Genomic DNA, 20,897 nt, shown 5'->3' with positions numbered 1-20,897 from the left:
ATTTATTTACAGCTTAAATAATGTATAAGCTGTCAGCTTTGGTTTTAACTTGCATACCAGTTACTAATTCAACATGAACTTCGTCCTTGTTTACTTCAGTAATTACTGCATTTACAAGTGCTTGGCCAAGTTTAACCTTAACCTTGTTATTAACCTTGACCTCACTGGCAGGTAAAGGTTCAACTTTTCCTGAACGTTTAGCTGGCGCTGCTTTAGCTGGTTTATTAGCTTGTGCATTGTTTTTGCTTGCGTGAGCTGGTTTTTTCTTAAAAGATTTAGAATCTGAATCTTGGCGAGGACGCTGCTGCTTTTTGCGCTTTGCCATTTTCGCGCGGCTTTCTTCTAGGGCTTTTTGAGCGTGGTCAATATGCTCTTGCTCTACTTTTTCACCTTGATTACCATCAAGGTCAATACGAAACTCTGACTTAGTCACAGCTTCTAAATAGCGCCAGTTCGACGTGTATTTTCTAAGCGCTTGACGTACTTGTGTCTTACTTACTTTTTCAGACCCTTCAATACGTTCAGCGATATCTTTAAAAATACCGACTTTAAGCGGTTTAATACCGTCTTTTTGTTTAAAACATTGTGGGAATTCTTGATATAAAAATTCCAACACTTCATTAATATCTTTTAGCTTGTTTGTGGTTTCCATTTTAGAACCTATTTTTCACATCTTTTCATCAAGGGACGAATCAACGTAGTGTATTACCCAGTCGACTAACTCTTCGAAGTCGGCCTCTAGTACAGCCATATCACCACGAAGGTGTTCCCAAATACCATTTATTATTTCATCGATTGATTCACAATCTAAATCATCTGGAAGTTTATCCCAGGCAATGTGAATCAAATCATTGAGCGTTTCCGCTACATGTTCTTCATCCCCTTCCCAGTCGCCAACATCTTGTATAGCAAATAGGTAGTCTTGAACATTTAGCAAATCTTTCATTACAAGCTTGCCTCTAAGCATTTAACTAATGCTTCAAGACCCGCTTGGTCATCAGTATCAAATCGACCAATAGTTGGGCTATCAATATCAAGTACAGCAACTATTTTATCATTTTTCATGATAGGTACAACAATCTCTGAGTTTGACGCCGCGTCACATGCAATGTGACCATCAAAAGCGTGAACATCTTCAATTAATTGTGTTTGCAACGTTGCTGCCGCAGTACCACATACTCCTTTACCTACAGGAATACGGATACAGGCCGGATTACCCTGAAAAGGCCCAAGTACTAATTCACTCGGTGAATCCATAAAGTAAAAGCCCGCCCAATTTACATCTTCTAATGAGGTAAATAACAGCGCACTTACGTTAGCCATATTAGCAATGACATTAGATTCACCAGCAATTAGTGATTCAGTTTGCTTAACTAATGACTGGTAAAAATCGTGCTTTTGCATACCAAACTACTTCTTATTAAACAGACAGTAGCTAAAGGTACTCTTTGTCGTGAAAAATTGAAACCTTTTGCAGGCAAAAAAACAGAAATAGCGCCGTTTTTCAGCACGCTTGATTAATATTTCTGCAATTATTTTTTTGAGGATTTACGAAGGCCAAACAAAAATAGTCCAGCAGCAAATGCGGACATTACACTATTAATTAGAAATATCTCGCCTGTTGTAGCACTGAGTAAATAACTAAATATTGCACCACCAAGCAGACCAAGTGTTAATACACCTGAATAATTCACTTTTGCATACTTAAACATAAGCAAATAACCCGGTACAACAAAAGCGGCCATAGTAAGCCCAACAATATGTGCGTTCGCGATTGCACTCATCAGTAGTTGTAAAAAAATGGTAACCGCATCGCCATTCATAGTGAGCCCATAATAAAGGCCAAGTAAACTACCAACAATCACAGGGGATAATAAAGAAAGCGCGACACTTTTGGCTAGTTGATGTTTCATATAAGTTCCTAAATACACACTGCAAACATTATATTAAGCATGCACCAAGTTCTTAAGGTTAGAAACAGAGACTATGGTCGTAATTTATGATGGGAAATTGAGCACTCTTTAAACGGGTGTAACTAGACATTTTAATGAATAGTTTTGTTAACTGAAAATCAAACACCTATTTTGTTGGCAGCTCACGCTTACTTTGAGCTGTTTATTCGCCTGTAAGGCAAAGCTCACTACTTTACAGGCGCTATCTTCAATAAAACTTAGCCTTAAAATTGCAATATAAATGCGTTCTTCAATTAATGGCTAATTTACGCATTTAGGCTGCGGCACTAATCTGCGGTTTGAACGGGGTATTAAGCGTCGCTACTGATGTATTTATAAATAATGTGGACATAGTGACTTCGCGTTTTTTCCCTCGGCGGATCAGTGCTTCTACATACACGATACTTAATACAATAGCGGTGGCTTTATAAAGGTTGCCGTGCAAATCACCCACTGCGCCACCCGACATACTAAAAATGCCATAAGCTGCATTCATAAAAATATGCATCCACATAGGAAACCAAATTTTATAACCGCACTCACAATAAAGCCACGCAAACCAAGTGCCTGCAACGGTGGTTACTGCGACCGCCATTAGTGCAGAAATGGCATCACCACCTTGGTACATGTGCCCTACTCCAAATACCACCGAGCTTATCAACGCTGCAGGAATGAACCCCCAGCGGCAAAATCTGTATAAAGCGCCAAATAAAGCCGCCCTAAATATTAGCTCTTCAAAAAAACCAGCATAGATTGAGCCTGTTATTAGCCCAGACAAAGATAAATTTAAATTATTACTTAAATATGCATAGCCAAGTGTCATAGGTATACAGCACAGCAAAGCTGCAAAGGTATAGTTATTAAAGCCTGCGGTGTTAAGGCCAATTGCGTCAAGCATGTTTCCTCTTTTAAATAGCAAAGTGGTTAGCACTAACAAAGGAGCATATAAAAATAGGTATTTAGCGGGGATAAATAAAACATCAGTAGACGCATCGGCCTGGGTTAATATTTTCGTCCATTCGCTACCCCAAAAGCTTTTCATTATGTAATGGCAAAAAACAAACGTGGCTATCACTAACAGTGATTTTAAAATAGTGTTCATAGTAACCTTCTTAAGTTGTATTTTTTAGTTCAACTTAAGCATGCCTACTCCATCGTAAAACTACGAACTGTTAGGGCTTAACAACATTTTTAGGTATCAAATACAAGTATTTGGGATGACTAACAAGCACTTGGGGTGAGTAACAAAGCCGCTTTTACATTATCTACGTAGCTGCGCGATACAGGAACAGGTATAGGTGTATTTTTAAGCGTTAATTGCAAGCCGCCAGCGTTGCCACTATACGAGTGAATAAAGGCTACATTAATTGCATAAGAGCGATGGCACCTAATAATTGCAGAGTTAATCGAGAGCTGTTTAAGTAAGCGAGTTAAGGAAATACGCAATAGAGTTTGTTGTATTGCGTGTCCGTCATAAACACTAATTTCGCAATAATTATCAGCCGCTTTTATAAACAAAATACGCTCTAATGCTATGCTGATTGCATCACTTTTATTATCGCCCACTAACGTAATTTGCTCTAGCTCTAAAGGAAGGGTTTCACTTTGCTTGTTTTGTTGCGGCTGTGGTGTTTCATCAATGCTAAACTGACTAACATGGCGATTTAACATATACATAAAAATTAGCGGAAATGCGCCAATAGCAAATATATAGCCAATAAACAGCATCTGATTTTGCCAATGCCACTTTCCTAAAAACGCCACAACAAAATAAGCGTGGTTAAATAAAGCGCAAATTAAAATATAAAGGCCGCTTATAAGCATAATACGAAGTGGCTTATAAAAATCATAACGTAACAGCACTATTTCAATAAAGCCCGATAATAGCAACGCAACAAAAGTGACTAAACCATAGCCTGAAAGCCTGAGTATTTTATATGACGATGTATCGTTAATTGTGCCAAAAGGCTGGAATACAAATAAGACAAACAACGTTACCAACGAGAACATCATTGCACGATAAACAATAAGTTTTCTTGAAGGTAAATCATCCTTGAGCCACAACATACTATTTTAATTACCAATTTTAAAATCTAAAAAATAAAAGTAACACATTAATATGTTAATGATCTATTAATAGCGGCTAATAGCAAACCGAAATGGGGAAATAAGCGAGAAAACCTAAAGGTGGCCTGATCATAAAGCGTAGATACAAAAAAGCCCGCTTTAAGCGGGCTTTAATATAATGGTGGAGAGATAGGGATTTGAACCCTAGATGGGCTACAAACCCATGCCGGTTTTCAAGACCGGTGCATTCGACCACTCTGCCATCTCTCCGAAAGTGCTATAAACTACAAGTAAGAGTGTACTCATAGTTATTGTAATTAGGTGGTGGAGAGATAGGGATTTGAACCCTAGATAGGCTACAAACCTATGCCGGTTTTCAAGACCGGTGCATTCGACCACTCTGCCATCTCTCCGCACGGCCTGCATAATAGGGAAACCCATTGGCTTTGTGAAGCTTTTTTTTAAAAAAATTGTTTAAGTGCTTAAAAAACAATTAATTTGTTTAAAGATAAAACAAAAACTTTCTTTTTGGTGCTTTTATGAACTTTAATTAAAAAATAACACTCTATTGATCTACAAAGGTTTGCCCAAACATATAAGAGTTGGTAATCTAATTTTAGTTAAATTATCGAAACAAACATGTTTCACTTAAAGGAGCTCTACAATGGCATTTAATCATTCGTACAATACCGCTAAACCGGTAATGTCGACCATTGAAACAAACAAGGTACTTAAAAACACCTATTTCTTACTGGCCATGACATTAGCATTTAGTGCTGTTACGGCGGGTATTTCAATGGCATTACAATTACCTTACTTTATGGGAATTGTGTTCACACTGGTTTCGTTTGGTTTATTATTTGTTGTAAACAAAAAAGCAGACTCAGCTTCAGGCGTATTTTGGGTATTTGCTTTTACAGGCTGTATGGGCGCAGGCCTTGGCCCACTACTTAACTACTACGCGGCTATGCCTAATGGTCCAATGCTTATTATGCAGGCGCTTGGTTCTACTGCATTAATATTTTTTGGTCTATCGGCTTATGCATTAAACACTAAAAAAGACTTCTCATTTATGGGTGGTTTTTTAACAGTCGGCTTAATCGTTGTTATTGTTGCTAGCATAGTTAACATTTTCATTGGCAGCTCGCTAATGTTTATGGTGCTTAACGCTGCGGTTGTGTTAATTATGTCTGGCTTAATTTTGTTTGATACTAGCCGTATTATTAACGGCGGTGAAACAAACTACATCCGTGCTACAGTATCTTTATACTTAAATGTGTATAACCTATTTACTTCATTACTGCACCTTCTTGGCGCAAGTGATGACTAATTAAATAGTTCTGTTAAAATAGCCCCTTTATTGGGGCTTTTTTATTGGAATTGTTTTGGCACGATTTGTTCTTTCTTTACATACTCCACCATCAGATCACGATACAACGCAACGCATAATTAAGTTTGCGCATGCGTGTTTGGCTCAAGGCCACACAATTGATGCACTTTTTTTGTATCAAAACGGTATTTACCATGCTTCAGAGAACTTTGAGCTTGCCTCTGACGAGCTTCAGATCCCTACACTTTGGCAACAGCTTGCAGATAAAAATATTAATTTAACGTTGTGTATTACAGCAGCAGAAAAGCGTGCGTTAAATTGTAAGCATACCGGTGTGTTTAGCGTGGCTGGGCTTGCCGAATTTGCAATGCTTACCAGTGATGCCGATAAATGGATACAGTTTAAATGAAAAACGTTCTAGTGATGAGTCAGTCAAGCCCATTTGATGAGCTAAATATTAGAGATGCGCTAGATATGTCACTGATTTTTGCCGCAGTTGATCAAAATATTAGCTGGCTATTTAGCGGCCCTGCAGTGCTTGCGTTAAAAAACAATCAAACTACACACCCGCTGGGGTTAAAAGATTTTTTTAAAAATATAAAAACACTCGAAATTTATGAAGTTGAAAACATTTATGTATGCGAAAAATCTTTACTGGATTACGGCTTAAATAAATCGCAATTAATTATTGATTCCATCAGCTTAAACTATACCGAGCAACAACAACTTATTGCAAAGCAGCATTTTGTGGTGAACCTATGAGTACATTACATATTTTTTCAAAACCACTGGCTTATTACGACTCAACCCAGCTTGAAAATATAATTAAAGACACCGATAAAGTACTTCTTGTAGGCGATGCCTGCTACGCTGCTAAGCAGTATATGCAATTAAATGATTCGCTATTATTGCTTTTAGAAGATGCGCATGCACGCGCAATTAAACTAAGCCTTGGCCAAACACTTATTAATTACGATGAGTTTGTTGCCCTTACTTTATCTACTAACCAATCTATTACCTGGTAACCCATGCTTGAATTTAACAATCAACACATTGAAACTGATAAACAAGGCTATTTACTTGATTATACTTTATGGTCAAAAGAGTTAGCGCCCGTAATAGCAGAGCAAGAAAACATTATCTTGAGTGAACAACACTGGGAAGTGATTAATTTTGTGCGCAATTTTTACTTAGAATATAACACCAGCCCAGCAATAAGAATGCTTGTAAAAGCGATGGCAAAAGCGCTAGGTGAAGATAAAGGTAACAGTATTTATTTGTATAAATTATTTCCCAAGGGGCCTGCAAAACAAGCCACAAAAATTGCCGGCTTACCTAAGCCCGCTAGGTGTATTTAATGGCGAACAAACCAATACATAATCGCGCAAGTAAAAGTACCACTAAACGAACCACGGGTAGAACTTACTCACGCAGCGCGCTCACTAAAAAAAGCACAACTTCGCGTGAAATTAAACCCGCTATAGCGCCTAAAGATAGAAAAATTGTTTTATTTAACAAGCCTTACGATGTGCTTTGCCAATTTACAGACGATGCCAATAGAAAAACCTTGGCTGAATTTATTCCCATTAAAGATGTATACGCTGCAGGCAGACTCGACCGAGACAGTGAAGGCTTGTTACTTTTAACAAACTGCGGAAAGCTTCAAAATACCCTTACCGCACCGAGTAAAAAAACCAATAAAACCTATTGGGTGCAAGTTGAAGGCGAGCCTAGTGAAGAGGGCATTAATGCCCTGTGTAAAGGTGTTGAACTAAAAGATGGGATGACCTTACCCGCAAACGTAAAAATTATTGACGAGCCAAAACTTTGGCCTCGCGTGCCGCCGGTAAGAGAGCGAAAATCGATTCCTACAACGTGGTTAAGTATTACAATTAATGAAGGACGTAATAGGCAAGTTCGCCGTATGACCGCCCATGTTGGGCACCCTACATTAAGGCTTATTCGCTACAGTATTGGCAATTACACGCTAGATGGCATAAGCAGCGCACAGTACAGTGTTATAAAAGGTGAGGTAAATGCATAAACCCCATGTAACGGTGGCTGCTGTAGTAAAAAAAGGAGAGCATTTTTTACTGGTAAAAGAGCGAGATAAATTTACTTCTAATATTTGTTATAACCAACCTGCCGGCCATTTAGAACTAAACGAAACACTGGCTCAAGCAGCCAGTAGAGAGCTTTTTGAAGAAACAGGTTTGTCCCTAACGCCCACTGGCTTAATCGGTGTTTATAACTTACATGCGGCTAATGGGGTGCATTACTTACGCTTTTGTTTTATGTTTGATGGCACTCAAATCACCACTGAGCCCTGCCCAAAAGATGCAGATATAATTAGTGCCAACTGGCACAGTTTAGAAGACATAAAAGCACTGCCTCTAAGAAGCCATTTAGTTTTAAAGTGTATTGAAGACAGCCTAAACCGCCCTATTCAAGACGTAGACTTTATTTACGACGATAATTAAACATCTGCGCTTTGTATAATTCTCAAAGCTATATAAATAGTCCAAGGCTATAAATTAACTTAATGCTAAACAATTTCGTCCTTGCCTTTTTGAATAATAAAGTGCGCTGTCGGCGGCCTTAATAAACTCTTTTTGATCGCAACTATCCTCTTTATTAATTGCGTGAATACCCATGCTCAGGGTTAAGTAGCCGGTAAAGCTGTCTTCATGAGGGATGTGCAGCTCTTCAATTGCCTTTTGAATATGCTCAGCAATAAATAAGGCCCCTTGTTTATCGGTTTGAGGCAGCAATACAACAAATTCTTCTCCGCCATAACGCGCCACAAAGTCCTCGGTGCGGCTTACCGTACACGCTATTGCTTGCGCCACGTTATACAAACTTAAATCACCTTCAACATGCCCGTAGCGGTCGTTAAAGAGTTTAAAGTGATCAATATCGATTAAAATAATTGCCAAATCGTCACCACACTCAACGGCTTTTTCGAACTCTTTACTTAGCTTTTCATCAAAACGACGTCTATTTGCTATTTGTGTTAGCGAATCTAAAAAAGCCATGTCGCGTAAAATATTTTGATCTTCTAAACGCTTGGTCGCATCATTAAATACAGCAATATATTCATCGCCCAAATTGATTCCAGATACTTCCATGGTAATTGTATTACCGTTTTTACAAGTAACATGGTAATCATGCGCGGGGATGTCTTGCCCTGTTCCATTGCCAATTTCTAAAGTCGATTGCCAGGTTTTTTTCACGGCCTCTCGATAATGAGGGTCTGGGTATGCATTAACCCACCACTGCTCTAAGTTAGGTAAGTCATCAATGGTATAACCAAATACATCTATAAAGCGCTGATTAATCCTAATAATATCACCGGTTTTAACACACACATTAGAGATAGGCATAGGCAAAATAGTAAATAAATGGGCGTAGTGGCTCATCTCGTGGCGCTTCATAGGATGATGCATTTTTTTAGAAAGGAAACTGTATGGCGCATCTTCTTTTTCATTAGAAAGCGAATTATCCATACTTAATGCAAAATACCATTCATCCCACCAGCGTTTCATAGTCTCAAACAAGGCAGTTTCTGTCTCGTCAACTAATTCAAAAGAACTTGAGACAGCATTGAAAATCTCATCAATAGGACTGTTTTGCTTGGCATCTGAGGGTAAAGTGTGCTCAAAAACTTCATGAAAAAGCGTATACGTATCACGTTTTAAGTCGCTTGTAGGCATTATGAGCAACTCATTTAGTTCATCGCGTGAGTTTGCAGCATAATATTGTATTAACGTTGAAAGCTTTTTTACCTGGAAGGCGTAATTCATATATTCATTCCGTTGAAAATATTTTTATAATAAAAAGTGAGTCTAATAAGCTAAATCTTACTGGCAGCTGAATTTACAAGCAAGAACAAGGTAATAAAAGCATTATTATCATTTAATAGAGTAAGAATGGCACCGGAATATCTTTTTACAATCGATTATTTAAATTTTTCATCATTTTTTATGTTAAATGCGATTCAGTCTTATTTGCTATTTATTATATGAATAAAATAACTACAAAATCGTGTGTTTGCGCCACTCCTCCCTTTAAGCAAAAACAAAATGCGTGCTATAATCGCGGCCTTTCCAAGTTAACAGCAATCTGTATAAGCGAAATTATTCATGAGCGAAAATAGTCACATTAAAGTCATCGTTGGTATGTCCGGCGGTGTTGATTCTTCTGTATCTGCATATTTATTACAACAACAGGGCTATCAAGTAGAAGGCCTGTTTATGAAGAACTGGGAAGAAGACGACAATGACGAATACTGTGCAGCCGCTGAAGATTTAAAAGATGCACAAGCAGTGTGTGACAAATTAGGCATCGAGCTTCATACCGTTAACTTTGCAGCCGAATACTGGGATAACGTTTTTGAGTACTTTTTAGAAGAGTACAAAGCGGGCCGTACGCCAAACCCAGATATTATGTGTAACAAAGAAATTAAATTTAAAGCATTTTTAGAATTTGCAGCACAAGCACTTGGCGCCGATTATATTGCAACAGGCCATTATGTTCGTCGTGAACTACGAGACGACAAATACGTTATGTGCCGAGGCTTAGACGATAACAAAGATCAAAGCTATTTCTTATATACCTTAAGCCATGAACACATAGGCCAAACTCTTTTCCCAGTAGGCGATATAGCTAAACCAGACGTACGCCGTATTGCAGAAGAGCAAGACTTAATCACCCACGATAAAAAAGACAGCACCGGTATTTGTTTTATTGGGGAGCGTAAATTTAAAGACTTTTTACAAAAGTTTTTACCTGCTCAACCTGGTGTGATTGAAGATACTGACGGCAACAACGTAGGTGAGCACGAAGGGCTTATGTATCATACACTTGGCCAGCGTAAAGGCTTGTTAATTGGTGGCATGAAAGAAGGCTCTGGCGAGCCATGGTACGTTGTAGATAAAGACGTTGAGCGCAATGTGCTCGTTGTCGGACAAGGTAAAGACCACCCTCGCCTGTACAGTAATGGCCTAAACGCCAATCAATTACATTGGGTAGACCGTGTTGGTCCTCAAGGTACAACGCGCTGCACCGTTAAAACCCGTTACCGCCAAGAAGATATTAATTGTACTCTTCTCGTTGGGGAAGATGGTATGGCACGCGTATTGTTTGATGAACCACAAAAAGCCGTTACACCAGGTCAATCAGCTGTTTTTTATGCCGATGATGTGTGTTTAGGTGGCGGTATTATAGATTCGGTGATTAAGTAATGAATCAACACCAAGTCATGGCGCTTGCCGCCATGTGCCAAGTGGCTAAACAAGTACAAAAAATTGCGCAATACGGCAGCGCAAACGATTCAGACTTAGACGTGCTATTTACAAGTATTGTACAAACATCACCCGCATCGCCGGTTGATGTTTATCAAGGTACGCATAACTTGCGCGACGGCTATAAAACATTAATGGCGCAGCTTACTGCTGGCGCTCAAAAAGATGTTGAAATAGTTAAGTACGTAGGTGGTTTAATGCAGCTTGAACGTATTTTAAATAACGAGCCAAAAAGCTTAGCTGAACTTGGCCGTCGTATCGACGACATTCATCGTCGCTTAGATCACTTTGCCATAACCGATGACACCGTAGTTGCCGGTTTAGCAGATATATACTCGTCGGTGCTGAGCCCCCTTGGGCACCGAATTCAGGTTTATGGTAAACCCGAGTTATTAAAACAGCAGCAAACGCAAAATAAAATTCGTGCCCTTTTATTAGCAGGAATTCGCAGTGCTGTATTATGGCGACAAATGGGCGGTAAACGCCGTCACTTTTTCTTTGCAAAAAGAAAAATTCTCGCTATTGCAAAAACAAACATTTAATTATCGTTCAAAACTAAAATTTAGGAGTTATTATGGAGCTTTCAGCGTTAACCGCTATCTCTCCAGTGGATGGTCGCTACGGCAGCAAAACCACTGAACTACGCAGTATTTTCAGCGAATTTGGCTTAATCAAATACCGCGTAACCGTTGAAGTGCGTTGGTTGCAAGCCTTAGCTGCAGCAAGCGATATTAAAGAAGTACCTGCATTTAGCGAACAAGCCAATGCACTTTTAAATGCCATTGTTGATAACTTCAGCGAAGCAGACGCACAGCGTGTTAAAGACATTGAACGCACCACAAATCACGATGTTAAAGCGGTAGAATATTTACTAAAAGAAAAAGTAGCCGATAACAGCGAAATTAACGCTATTAACGAGTTCATTCATTTTGCCTGTACATCAGAAGATATTAATAACCTATCTCATGGTTTAATGCTAAGCGAAGCTCGTGATAATGTGCTCCTTCCATACTGCGACCAACTACTTAACGCTATAAAAGAAAAAGCCATTGAGTACAAAGCAGTACCTATGATGACGCGTACCCACGGCCAACCAGCTACGCCTTCAACAATGGGTAAAGAGTTTGCTAACGTATACATGCGTTTAAAACGCCAACGCGACCAAATCGCACAGGTAGAAATGCTAGGTAAAATTAACGGTGCTGTAGGTAACTACAATGCTCACCTGAGTGCTTACCCAGATTACGATTGGCATACCCACGCAAGCAACTTTGTAACTAGCCTTGGTTTAACCTTTAATCCGTTCACTACACAAATAGAGCCGCATGACTACATTGCCGAGCTATTTGATGCTATTGCTCGCTTTAACACTATTTTACTTGATTTTGATCGTGACGTTTGGGGTTACATTGCCCTTAACCACTTTAAGCAAAAAACCATTGCTGGCGAAATCGGCTCTTCAACAATGCCGCATAAAGTAAACCCTATCGACTTTGAAAACTCAGAAGGTAACCTAGGTTTAGCAAATGCTATATTTGCTCACCTTGCACAAAAACTGCCTGTTTCTCGTTGGCAGCGTGACCTTACCGACTCAACCGTTTTACGTAACTTAGGTGTGGGTATGGGCTACACGCTTATTGCGTATCAATCTACACTTAAAGGCGTAAGCAAGCTTGAAGTAAATGAGCAACGTTTACTTGATGAGCTTGATCAAAACTGGGAATTACTTGCTGAGCCAATTCAAACAGTTATGCGTAAATACGGTATTGAAAAACCATACGAAAAACTTAAAGATTTAACGCGTGGTAAACGTGTAAATCAAGAGATTATGGCCGACTTTATCGATGGTTTAGACCTGCCAGAGCACGCTAAAGTAGAAATGAAAAAACTAACACCTGCCAACTACATTGGCCGCGCTGTTGAGTTTATTGACGATTTAGTTTAAATACTAAATTGCGCATATAAAAAGCGAAAGGATAATCCCTTTCGCTTTTTTTGTACTAAAAATTATAGGCCAACTCTATGTACCAATTAAAAATAAACAACCTCTGTGAGCAAGAATTTTTAAACCAATACTGGCAAAAAAAACCGCTATTAATTAAACAAGGCTTTACAGACTTTCAAGACCCAATAGAGGCAGAAGAGCTTGCCGGTCTTGCTATGGAAGAAAGTATAGAGTCGCGAATTGTTACCAACCACAATGACGATTGGCAAGCATACCAAGGCCCATTTGAAGACTTTGAAAAATTAACTGAGCAACACGCTACTTTATTGGTACAAGCGGTTGATCATTGGCATAGCGATGCAGCACAACTGCTTCAGCCATTTCGGTTTATACCTAACTGGCGAATAGATGATTTAATGATCAGCTACTCAACCCCTAAAGGTGGCGTTGGTCCACACCTAGATCAGTACGATGTATTTATTATTCAAGGCGAGGGTAAGCGTCATTGGCGTGTTGGCCTGCCTGATCCAACACTTAAACAATTTGCGCAAAATAAAAAACTACTGCAAGTTGAGCAATTTGAAGCCGTTATAGATTGTATTTTAGAACCCGGCGATATTTTATATATACCACCTGGGTGCCCTCACGAAGGTTATGCAATAGAAAACGCCCTTAACTACTCGGTTGGATTTAGAGCACCTAATCAACAAGACTTATTTTCTAGTTTTGCCGATCATGTTATTGATACCGACAGCGGCCAAAAACGCTATACCGATCACACTTTAGCCCTTAGGGACTCTAAAGGTGAGCTTTTACAGAGCGAAACCGATAAAGTTAAAACCCTTATGCAAGCGCTACTTAATAACGATGAGCTATTTAAGCATTGGCTTGGTAATACTTTAAGCCAAGCCAAGCACGAAATGGACTTAGCACCGCTTGAAGAGCCTATAACCTGCGAGAAAATGAGTGATTTTATAGCAAACAATGCAGAAGAATTTGAGCGTTTAGGCGGCGTACGTGCTATCTATCAGCAGCTAGAAGACACCCTATTATTAAGTATTAATGGCGAAAACTACCCGTTACCACTTTGCGACTTAAATGCCGTTAAACTATTAACAGATCATGATTATGTTAATACCGACGATTTAAACGCAGCGCAGCCCAGCCTAGTTTTTATTCAAACCTTTACTACACTAGTTAATGAGGGGATGTGGTTTAATTAGAGGTGCGCTATGGGCTATCAAATTAATAAGGTCGAGTGGGATAGGCAAAAAGACCAGCTACAACAAATACGTGAAAAAGTCTTTGTGTATGAGCTACACATACCCAAACGAATAGAATTTGATAGCCAAGACAAACTAGCACACCATGTGCTAGTTACTCACAATAGTAACGCACCCGTAGCCACAGGTAGGCTGTGTACAGATGGCTTAATAGGCCGAATAGCCGTTTTACCCGCACACCGTAATCGCCACGTTTATACTTCATTACTTACTTTTATTGTTAATCTTGCCGCTAACGATGGGCACCAAGTTATTAGTATTAATTGTATTTTAAACGAAGTTGAACGTTTTAAACGAAACGGCTTTATACAACAAGGCGGTGTTTTTATGGAAGCAGGTATACCTAGGCAGCGAATGCAATGCCAAGTGTCTGAGTTTGTCACTAAACCATTTACATTAGTACATTAAAAAAGGGCCATTAATAGCCCTTTTTTACGTTTATACAAGCAATACCTTATTTTGGTTCATTAGCCCAAAGTTGCTCGTTTTCATGCATTTCGTATAAGCCGTGTGCACGGTTTATAAGTAAGTTAGCAAAGTCGACCTGGGTTTTATCACGCGCGCCAACACTCATTATTTGATCTGCTTTTAACTGCCATTGTAAAGAAAAATATCGCATAGCATCGCGCGCATCTTTTGCTGCACTGACTTCTGCATGATCAGTAGGTAAGCGCCCTGTTATTACCCAGTAGCTCTTACCGTTTTGCGCTTTAAATTTCCACATAGCACACAATGGCGCTAAAAAGCGGCTATCTTTGTCTATTACTGATTTAGGCATAATGCCTTTTTCTGCTAAGTATTTTTGGGCGTTTTGAAAACACTCGCGTTGCCAAGCAACCCGTTGTTGCTCTATTTGTGCTTGCTCTTGCGCTGTTAATGGTTTTTTTTCTTCTTGCTGCATTTTATTAACCTTTACTGCTTTTTTCTACACTCTAAGTGCATAACAAATAAGGTGCAAGCATAAAACACCTGCTTTGCACCTTAAATACACCATTTGATTTGTTTTTAATCACAATTGCACTTAAGCAATAGTAAATCGCTGTTATTTTATATTGTGATCAAACGAGCCTACATCACCTGGGAACACGACTGGCGATTCAATCCCGTCTTTGCTTATCGCTGCAACACCAAAATAGTAATTATCTATAACAACGTTTTTAAGTGTAGCTTTACTTACATTGCCCACATCTTGGCTAAATTGCCATTGCGGCTCACTGGTATAGCGCCAATAAATACGATAACCGGCAATATTATCATCATCTGAACTTTGCCACGAAAGCGTAGTGTCGGCCTTAACTGCGCCTTCAATTTTTACCTGCTTAGGAGGAGCTGGCGCCCAAGCCATTGAAGCCATTGTTACTGCGTTCAGTGATGTAAGCTTTGCTGTGTAGTCAAAATCAACGCCATCTATGGTATCGCCATAAACCACACCATTTTCTGTACGTAAATCTTGATGTTGTCGGTCGTAATGCTCATTAGTTTCCATAATTCTGACTGCTGCAAAACCTGCATCGTTAAACGGTCTATGGTGCCCGCCCCGGCCAAATCTATCTAACCTGTAAACTAACATCGTATCTAAATTTGGAATATACCTATCGGCAATTGTATCTATATAGCGCGCTAAATTACGGCTCGCCGAATCGACTTCACCACCTGTAAAACGGCGCGTTCTTGCTTGTTGTTTCGTTTCTACTACACGCGTGCCTTCTGAGAAAATACGAGCCGTTGTATTGTCGGTAACGCCATTAATACCGGTAATATTGCCAATCATGTCGTTATTTAAAACGCCATGTACTTGCCAATTGTGCTCTTGCGCATACGCTGTGAGTATTTTACCGCCAAATAAACCTTGCTCTTCGCCCGACAACGCTGCATACACAACTGAGCCATTAAATTTATGCTTGCTTAGTACACGTGCAGCTTCAATAACCCCTGCCACGCCTGAAGCGTTATCATTAGCACCCGGTGAATTACTGGTAAAGTCCATTACATCGCTCACCCGCGAATCAATATCGCCCGACATAATAACCATTCGGTTTGGCTCAGTACTACCACGCTGAATAGCCACTATATTCACTACTTCAACAGGATTAGGAATTCGTTTTTCACCTGATATAGTGTCTTTAACTTCAATAACTTCTAGGCAACCACCACATTGCGCTGATATTTTTTCAAACTCTTTTTTAATCCAACGCCGTGCAGCACCTATGCCCCGTGTATCTGACTTAGTTTCAGAAAGCGTATGGCGGGTACCAAAATCCACCAGCGTTTGTATGTCGCTCCCAATACGTTTAGCTGATACCTGCGCTGCAATATCATGTAGCTTTTGTTGTTCTTCATATTTTATGCTGGCATGAGCCTGTGCTGATAATCCTGCCGTACAAGCAAAGGCTAACGTACTCAATTTAATAAGTTTAGTTGTAATAGAAAAAGGGGTTTTGCGCATTATAAGCTCCTTATTTTTTACCTTACCATTACTCAACAACCTATTTAGTGCAACTATTTTGAGTTAAAGCTTTATACAAGTAAGCTCAACTGTAAAAATTAACCACACTTAAGTACTCCCCTCTTTTAAGCAAAAAAGCGTATTACAAACCTTGTTACATAAATACGCTGTATACATAGCGTGTTTTCGTGGCAAACTAATGGGGTGTTTTATTTGTATTTGTAACCTATGCGCCAGCTTAAAGCCGATACTGTCTCTGCCAATTTAATTGCCACTAGTAACAACCAATATGGGCCTATTTGTGTTTATCAAAATACTACCTATCGCTGGTTAACACTTGCCCAAAATGCGCAAAGCGATATCACTATTCAAGGGGTGATGAGCCTTAATAAGAATGAACAATTACTGATTGCGGTTAATCAATGTATGCTGTTATTTTTACTTAAAGCAGCTGAGCCACTACGGGTTTTAAATTTAGGTTTAGGTACTGCAGGCATTGAGCGAGCCATTCATTATTTACATAAAAAAACGGCTTATATAAGTAATTTAGCTGTGTTTGACAGTGTAGAAATAAACCCCGCGATGATAAGCGTTGCTAAGCACCATTTTAACTTGCCCGCTAATCATACAGTGCACTTACAAAATGCAGAGCTGTTTGTTGCAACGTGCACGCGCACATACAATGTCATTACAATTGATATTTTTAGTGGCGATGTACATCAAGACTTTTTATCTAACAGCGTATTTTGGCAAAACATACGTCGCTGCAGCGGGCTAAATGCGCAAATTATTATAAATTTAAACCCTAAAACAGGAAAAGAGCTCCAAGCTTTACTCGTCCTGTTTAGGCAACACTTTAGCTGTATTGCCCTTATAGAGTTTAACGAATACAAAAATATTGTCGTGATGCTTTCTCAGCAAAGCTTAGTGCACATTAATAAAGAAGAAATAGCCCATTCGCCATTATTTAAAACGTGGGGACCTTCCCTTCACAACGACATAAACAGCATTTATCACATAGAGTAATTTAGCGCCCTGGTTCGTGTTTTTCATAGCACGGCAAATGGGTTTCTAATTGCTCCCAATTGGCTTTAGAGCTAACAAAATTATGCGACATTACCTGTTCAGTAATATCGTTATCTATCAACCCTAGGCGTATTCGCAAGCGAGATTTATCCTCTGCATTAGCACTGTAAATAGGTGAGCCACATGTTTTACAAAAAAAGCGCGCACGCCCAGGTTTGAAATTAAATTCAGTTAAATTATCTTCACCTTTGGTAAGTGTAAATTCGTGAGTGTTTACAAAACCATTCGTGGCAAAAGCAGTCCCGCTGTTTTTTCTGCATAGTGAGCAGTGACAATGAATAATTTGAGAAATAGCCCCTTTAATTTCAACACTTACCGCTTTACATAAGCACGTTCCAGTATACATATAATCCCTTTTATTATTTTAATTGCGTGTTGTTAGGTATTTTACGCGTTTAAAATATAAACGTCAGTAGAATAGATAAAACACAATATTGGTTGACTAATTTACACCAAATTGGTTATATAAATTTTAAGTTTGAAAAATTAAAAGTCATATATTGGTTTACCAATTTATATACTTATACTTACATTAGTAAAAGAGGGATTATGCGCGTTAAATACAGCTTACTGTTAGTGGCTTGCTCAGGATTATTAGCCTGTAGCCAAAACAATCAAAACGCTCCCTCTGCAAAGTGGTTATTAGTAGATAACTTTGAACAACCGCTAAAAGGTTGGACAAAGGCCGACACAGACAACCAAACTCAACCTTATGTCGCTAACCCACAAGTAACTAAAATAGAAGTTGAGGACACAGCCAAAGGGATTAACCATTTTTTAATTAAAAAGCCTGCCGAAAATGGTATTGTCGGCAACCGCAAAGCCCTCAGCTATAAAAAGCTTCCAAAAACAGTGCCCGTTGGCGAAACCTACACTTTTTTTACCCGTATTAACGTTGCCTCTTTTCCAAATAACCATGCTTTTGGATTAAGTAACTTAGAGCCAGAGCAAATAAACGTTCATGGCTACGACGCCTTTGAAGCCACTCTACGAGTAACCGATAAAACCGAATCAAACGGCTTAGTCAATACCGGGGCGCTAATGGTCAAAACTGATAAGGGCTATAGTAATATTCAAAACTATGCACAAGCGCAATCGGCTAAACCACTTGATACAAACAGTTGGTACAACATTTGGTACGTTGTTAATAATGCATCGGTAAAAATGCAAGGCCAGCAATACAATGTATATGTACAAGGCGGAGAATTTAAAAACCAAACCTTAGTGTATAAAAATGCCACCTTTAGAATGAAACGCGAGCGCCCACTTAGCTATTTTTTAGCTAACTGTAATACGGGCCCACATAAAAAGCCTTACGGAAATGGCGGTTTACGCTATGACGACATTTATATGATTAAAGGCGTAAATCTCACAAACCCTATTCGATAAAAGTAGCAGTGTAAATTAGTCGCTAAAGATCTACAGCGCGCCACTTAAATGGTATGATCATTTTCTATTATTTGTCATTTAAGTTTATAAAATGTATCGATTATTCGAAAAAATGACCAACGCATTTCCTGAGCAAAAGCCAACGCAGCCGCCCTCTACATTATTTGCGTTTTGTCGTCATTACACTAAAGGTATGGAGCTGTCGTTAGTTTTAATGTCTGTTAGTGCAGCCCTGCTTGCCATTTTAGAAGTATCGTTATTTAGCTATATGGGCCAATTAGTAGATTGGTTGGGCACCTACACACCGCAAACCCTATTTGAAGAGCAAAAAACCGAACTTATAAAAATGGCGATAGTGCTTTTAGTGATATTGCCTATAGTGGTGTTTTTTCACTCGGCTATTTTGCACCAAGCATTACTGGGTAATTACCCTATGTCGATTCGTTGGTCGGCGCATAGATACTTATTACGCCAAAGTATTAGCTTTTATCAAAACGAGTTTGCAGGGCGTATTGCCACAAAAGTAATGCAAACATCACTGGCCGTACGAGAAGCCGTAATGAAACTGCTCGATGTACTAATGTATATTGTGGTTTATTTTGGCGCTATGGTGTTTTTAGTTGCAGAAGCTGACTGGCGTTTAATGCTACCGCTTTTAGTGTGGGTAATTATTTATGCCGCCATTCAAATGTACTTTGTGCCAAAACTTAAAAAAATTGCCAGCTCACAGGCCGATGCGCGCTCTGAAATGACCGGCCGTATAGTCGACAGCTATACAAATATATCGACCATTAAGCTTTTTTCGTATACACAACGTGAAGAGCAATACGCTAAACAAAGTATGGATGTATTTTTACAGCCTGTTTATAAGCAAATGCGTTTAGTAACCAGCCTTAACTTTGCCATTAATAGCCTAAATTACTTATTAGTATTTAGTGTGGCCGCACTATCCCTTTATTTATGGTCGCTAAGTGCAATTAGCGCAGGCGCCATTGCTGTTGCGGTTAGTTTATCGCTTAGATTAAATGGCATGGCGCAGTGGATCATGTGGGAAATAAGCAGCTTGTTTGAAAACATTGGTACCGCAACCGATGGCATGAAAACCTTATCTACGCCAATTAAAGTAGATGACAAACCCGATGCAAAAACGCTTGCCGTTTCTAAGGGCGATATCGCGTTTTCAAATGTTCACTTTAACTACGGCAAAGCCGCTAACGAAACTAATCGCGGCCCGGTAATGAACGGCCTAAACCTACATATCAAACCCGGTGAAAAAATGGGCTTAGTGGGTCGCTCTGGCGCTGGTAAATCAACGTTAGTTAATTTACTCCTGCGCTTTTACGATACCGATTCGGGGACGATTAAAATTGATGGCCAAAACATTACCGATGTAAGCCAAGAAAGCCTTCGCCGCTATATAGCCATGGTTACGCAAGACACTTCCCTGCTTCACCGCTCTGTAAAAGATAATATTTTATACGGCCGGCCCGATGCCTCAGAAGCCGAAATGCTCAGCGCTGCCAAGCAAGCTAAAGCACTCGAGTTTATAAGCGATTTAGAAGATAGCAAAGGCAATAAAGGGTTTGATGCTCAAGTAGGCGAGCGCGGTGTAACCCTCTCTGGTGGGCAACGCCAGCGTATCGCTATAGCGCGGGTATTACTGAAAAATGCACCTATTTTAATACTCGATGAAGCCACCAGCGCGCTCGACTCAGAAGTTGAAGCCGCAATACAAGCAAGCCTAGATGATTTAATGACAGGTAAAACTGTGATTGCCATTGCTCACAGGCTATCGACCATTGCGCAAATGGACAGACTTATTGTACTTGATGAAGGACGTGTTGTAGAGCAAGGCAGCCACGAAGCGCTCATTGCACAAAATGGTATTTATGCTGGCCTTTGGGCACATCAAACCGGTGGGTTTATTGGTGTAGATTAGCCAAGATAAGATTATAAGCCGAAAATAGCGCGATTTTTATTGCGCATTACGCTATTAAATCAAATATTTATAATTTGTTCCTAATTTTATCCAAGCGAATCTCTTCCCTTGATTAAGTTAAGTCAATTATATACCATCCTTACTTATAATAATTTAC

Annotated in this window: 25 protein-coding genes and 2 tRNA genes; 15 read left to right on the top strand and 12 right to left on the bottom strand. The window is 39.4% G+C overall.

Annotation, left to right across the window (positions count from 1 at the left end; translation table 11 throughout):
• Positions 1-13 precede the first annotated feature (13 nt).
• The 8 genes from proQ to MTF64_RS06205 all read right to left on the bottom strand — a co-directional run bounded on the left by proQ (position 14) and on the right by MTF64_RS06205 (position 4,432).
• The gene (gene proQ, locus MTF64_RS06240; RefSeq protein WP_004586712.1) at positions 14-652 is read right to left on the bottom strand and encodes an RNA chaperone ProQ; all 639 of its coding nucleotides are present in this window, start codon (positions 650-652) and stop codon (positions 14-16) included.
• A gap of 15 nt (positions 653-667) precedes the next feature.
• Complete coding sequence (locus tag MTF64_RS06235) at positions 668-946, bottom strand: hypothetical protein (protein WP_054982581.1); 279 nt, start codon at positions 944-946, stop codon at positions 668-670.
• Complete coding sequence (locus MTF64_RS06230; RefSeq protein WP_054982582.1) at positions 946-1,404, bottom strand: GAF domain-containing protein; 459 nt, start codon at positions 1,402-1,404, stop codon at positions 946-948. The genes MTF64_RS06235 and MTF64_RS06230 overlap by 1 nt, the downstream gene beginning before the upstream one ends.
• A 128-nt stretch (positions 1,405-1,532) precedes the next feature.
• Positions 1,533-1,913 carry a hypothetical protein gene (locus tag MTF64_RS06225; protein ID WP_248450914.1) on the bottom strand — a complete coding sequence of 127 codons (381 nt, stop codon included), beginning with the start codon at positions 1,911-1,913 and terminating at the stop codon, positions 1,533-1,535.
• Positions 1,914-2,226: 313 nt separating this feature from the next.
• On the bottom strand, positions 2,227-3,054 hold the full coding sequence (locus MTF64_RS06220) for a CPBP family intramembrane glutamic endopeptidase (RefSeq protein ID WP_248450913.1): 828 nt from the start codon (positions 3,052-3,054) through the stop codon (positions 2,227-2,229).
• Positions 3,055-3,173: 119 nt separating this feature from the next.
• Positions 3,174-4,019 carry a LytTR family DNA-binding domain-containing protein gene (locus tag MTF64_RS06215; RefSeq protein ID WP_248450912.1) on the bottom strand — a complete coding sequence of 282 codons (846 nt, stop codon included), beginning with the start codon at positions 4,017-4,019 and terminating at the stop codon, positions 3,174-3,176.
• Positions 4,020-4,198: 179 nt separating this feature from the next.
• Positions 4,199-4,289 (bottom strand) — tRNA-Ser (locus tag MTF64_RS06210).
• Positions 4,290-4,341: 52 nt separating this feature from the next.
• Positions 4,342-4,432: transfer RNA gene (locus MTF64_RS06205), tRNA-Ser, on the bottom strand.
• 251 nt (positions 4,433-4,683) lie between these two features.
• Here MTF64_RS06205 and MTF64_RS06200 point away from each other — a divergent pair.
• From MTF64_RS06200 to MTF64_RS06170, 7 genes are read left to right on the top strand one after another with little or no spacing between them, the layout of a single operon-like run.
• Positions 4,684-5,349: a Bax inhibitor-1/YccA family protein gene (locus MTF64_RS06200; RefSeq protein WP_054982586.1), complete on the top strand. Its 666-nt coding sequence runs from the start codon at positions 4,684-4,686 to the stop codon at positions 5,347-5,349.
• A gap of 55 nt (positions 5,350-5,404) precedes the next feature.
• On the top strand, positions 5,405-5,758 hold the full coding sequence (tusD, locus tag MTF64_RS06195; protein WP_248450911.1) for a sulfurtransferase complex subunit TusD: 354 nt from the start codon (positions 5,405-5,407) through the stop codon (positions 5,756-5,758).
• Positions 5,755-6,111, top strand: coding sequence for a DsrE family protein (locus MTF64_RS06190; protein ID WP_248450910.1), 357 nt, complete (start codon positions 5,755-5,757; stop codon positions 6,109-6,111). The genes tusD and MTF64_RS06190 overlap by 4 nt, the downstream gene beginning before the upstream one ends.
• Complete coding sequence (locus MTF64_RS06185) at positions 6,108-6,374, top strand: DsrH/TusB family sulfur metabolism protein (RefSeq protein ID WP_089347778.1); 267 nt, start codon at positions 6,108-6,110, stop codon at positions 6,372-6,374. Before MTF64_RS06190 ends, MTF64_RS06185 begins: the two co-directional genes overlap by 4 nt.
• Before the next feature lie 3 nt (positions 6,375-6,377).
• Entirely contained in the window at positions 6,378-6,707 is a 330-nt protein-coding gene (locus tag MTF64_RS06180) for a TusE/DsrC/DsvC family sulfur relay protein (RefSeq protein ID WP_248450909.1), read from the top strand.
• The gene (locus tag MTF64_RS06175) at positions 6,707-7,393 is read left to right on the top strand and encodes a pseudouridine synthase (RefSeq protein WP_248450908.1); all 687 of its coding nucleotides are present in this window, start codon (positions 6,707-6,709) and stop codon (positions 7,391-7,393) included. Before MTF64_RS06180 ends, MTF64_RS06175 begins: the two co-directional genes overlap by 1 nt.
• Positions 7,386-7,829 carry an NUDIX domain-containing protein gene (locus tag MTF64_RS06170; RefSeq protein WP_248450907.1) on the top strand — a complete coding sequence of 148 codons (444 nt, stop codon included), beginning with the start codon at positions 7,386-7,388 and terminating at the stop codon, positions 7,827-7,829. The genes MTF64_RS06175 and MTF64_RS06170 overlap by 8 nt, the downstream gene beginning before the upstream one ends.
• 54 nt (positions 7,830-7,883) lie before the next feature.
• Here MTF64_RS06170 and MTF64_RS06165 read toward each other — a convergent pair whose 3' ends face one another.
• Positions 7,884-9,152 carry a sensor domain-containing diguanylate cyclase gene (locus tag MTF64_RS06165; protein ID WP_248450906.1) on the bottom strand — a complete coding sequence of 423 codons (1,269 nt, stop codon included), beginning with the start codon at positions 9,150-9,152 and terminating at the stop codon, positions 7,884-7,886.
• 339 nt (positions 9,153-9,491) lie between these two features.
• Between MTF64_RS06165 and mnmA the strand changes: the two genes are divergently transcribed.
• The 5 genes from mnmA (at position 9,492) to MTF64_RS06140 (ending at position 14,288) form a co-directional block, all read left to right on the top strand.
• Complete coding sequence (gene mnmA / locus MTF64_RS06160) at positions 9,492-10,592, top strand: tRNA 2-thiouridine(34) synthase MnmA (RefSeq protein ID WP_004586724.1); 1,101 nt, start codon at positions 9,492-9,494, stop codon at positions 10,590-10,592.
• Positions 10,592-11,194, top strand: coding sequence for a high frequency lysogenization protein HflD (gene hflD / locus MTF64_RS06155; protein ID WP_004586725.1), 603 nt, complete (start codon positions 10,592-10,594; stop codon positions 11,192-11,194). Before mnmA ends, hflD begins: the two co-directional genes overlap by 1 nt.
• 32 nt (positions 11,195-11,226) lie before the next feature.
• A complete protein-coding gene (gene purB, locus MTF64_RS06150) occupies positions 11,227-12,597 on the top strand; it encodes an adenylosuccinate lyase (RefSeq protein ID WP_024033516.1) in 1,371 nt (456 codons plus the stop codon).
• Between the two features lie 77 nt (positions 12,598-12,674).
• On the top strand, positions 12,675-13,820 hold the full coding sequence (locus MTF64_RS06145; RefSeq protein ID WP_248450905.1) for a cupin domain-containing protein: 1,146 nt from the start codon (positions 12,675-12,677) through the stop codon (positions 13,818-13,820).
• Between the two features lie 9 nt (positions 13,821-13,829).
• Positions 13,830-14,288: a GNAT family N-acetyltransferase gene (locus tag MTF64_RS06140; RefSeq protein ID WP_029772652.1), complete on the top strand. Its 459-nt coding sequence runs from the start codon at positions 13,830-13,832 to the stop codon at positions 14,286-14,288.
• A 46-nt stretch (positions 14,289-14,334) separates the two neighbouring features.
• Here the strand turns inward: MTF64_RS06140 and MTF64_RS06135 are convergent, their stop codons facing one another.
• Together MTF64_RS06135 and MTF64_RS06130 are read right to left on the bottom strand one after the other, a co-directional pair.
• Complete coding sequence (locus MTF64_RS06135) at positions 14,335-14,781, bottom strand: DUF4826 family protein (RefSeq protein WP_029772653.1); 447 nt, start codon at positions 14,779-14,781, stop codon at positions 14,335-14,337.
• A 141-nt stretch (positions 14,782-14,922) separates the two neighbouring features.
• Positions 14,923-16,326, bottom strand: coding sequence for a M28 family metallopeptidase (locus tag MTF64_RS06130; RefSeq protein WP_096041633.1), 1,404 nt, complete (start codon positions 16,324-16,326; stop codon positions 14,923-14,925).
• A gap of 228 nt (positions 16,327-16,554) precedes the next feature.
• Here MTF64_RS06130 and MTF64_RS06125 point away from each other — a divergent pair, with 228 nt between their 5' ends.
• Positions 16,555-17,352 (top strand): hypothetical protein, encoded by a 798-nt coding sequence (locus MTF64_RS06125; protein ID WP_096041632.1) that lies wholly within the window; start codon positions 16,555-16,557, stop codon positions 17,350-17,352.
• Between the two features lies 1 nt (position 17,353).
• Here MTF64_RS06125 and MTF64_RS06120 read toward each other — a convergent pair whose 3' ends face one another.
• Positions 17,354-17,758, bottom strand: coding sequence for a GFA family protein (locus tag MTF64_RS06120; protein ID WP_248450904.1), 405 nt, complete (start codon positions 17,756-17,758; stop codon positions 17,354-17,356).
• Between the two features lie 203 nt (positions 17,759-17,961).
• Here MTF64_RS06120 and MTF64_RS06115 point away from each other — a divergent pair, with 203 nt between their 5' ends.
• Entirely contained in the window at positions 17,962-18,801 is an 840-nt protein-coding gene (locus MTF64_RS06115) for a hypothetical protein (protein ID WP_029772658.1), read from the top strand.
• A 91-nt stretch (positions 18,802-18,892) separates the two neighbouring features.
• Positions 18,893-20,740: an ABC transporter ATP-binding protein gene (locus MTF64_RS06110; protein ID WP_248450903.1), complete on the top strand. Its 1,848-nt coding sequence runs from the start codon at positions 18,893-18,895 to the stop codon at positions 20,738-20,740.
• Positions 20,741-20,897 lie beyond the last annotated feature (157 nt).

It is taken from the genome of Pseudoalteromonas sp. 2CM41L (assembly GCF_023161905.1).
Taxonomy (GTDB): Bacteria; Pseudomonadota; Gammaproteobacteria; order Enterobacterales; family Alteromonadaceae; genus Pseudoalteromonas; species Pseudoalteromonas atlantica.
The sequence above is the reverse complement of the archived record's forward strand: the minus strand, read 5'-3'. Positions and strand labels throughout refer to the sequence as shown.